The following is a 264-nucleotide window of genomic DNA, read 5'->3' as shown; positions in this document are numbered from 1 at the left end:
GCAACTGCGTTTCACTTCTGAGTTCGAAATGGATTCAGGTGGGACCACAGCGCTATTGCCACCAGACAAAAGCGTTACATACATGGATGTATTTATGTCGCGAAGCCATGGATGGCTAAGAGCGACGTAGTGAATACACCACAGTATTGAAATAGTTGTCTTAACAAAGGGAAAGCTAAAAATAAAGAATTTGTATCAACGTTCAAGAACACTTAAGCGTTGTATGGTTAAGCCTCACGGGCAATTAGTATAAGTTAGCTTAAT

General features: G+C 40.5%; 1 rRNA gene. It reads right to left on the bottom strand.

The features are described from left to right. Positions 1-66, bottom strand: a 5S ribosomal RNA gene (gene rrf / locus Q0940_RS17060); the annotation flags it as partial. Between the last annotated feature and the right edge of the window lie 198 nt (positions 67-264).

The sequence above is a fragment of the uncultured Psychrosphaera sp. genome (assembly GCF_947500655.1).
In the GTDB taxonomy this organism is placed as follows: domain Bacteria; phylum Pseudomonadota; class Gammaproteobacteria; order Enterobacterales; family Alteromonadaceae; genus Psychrosphaera.
The sequence above is the reverse complement of the archived record's forward strand: the minus strand, read 5'-3'. Positions and strand labels throughout refer to the sequence as shown.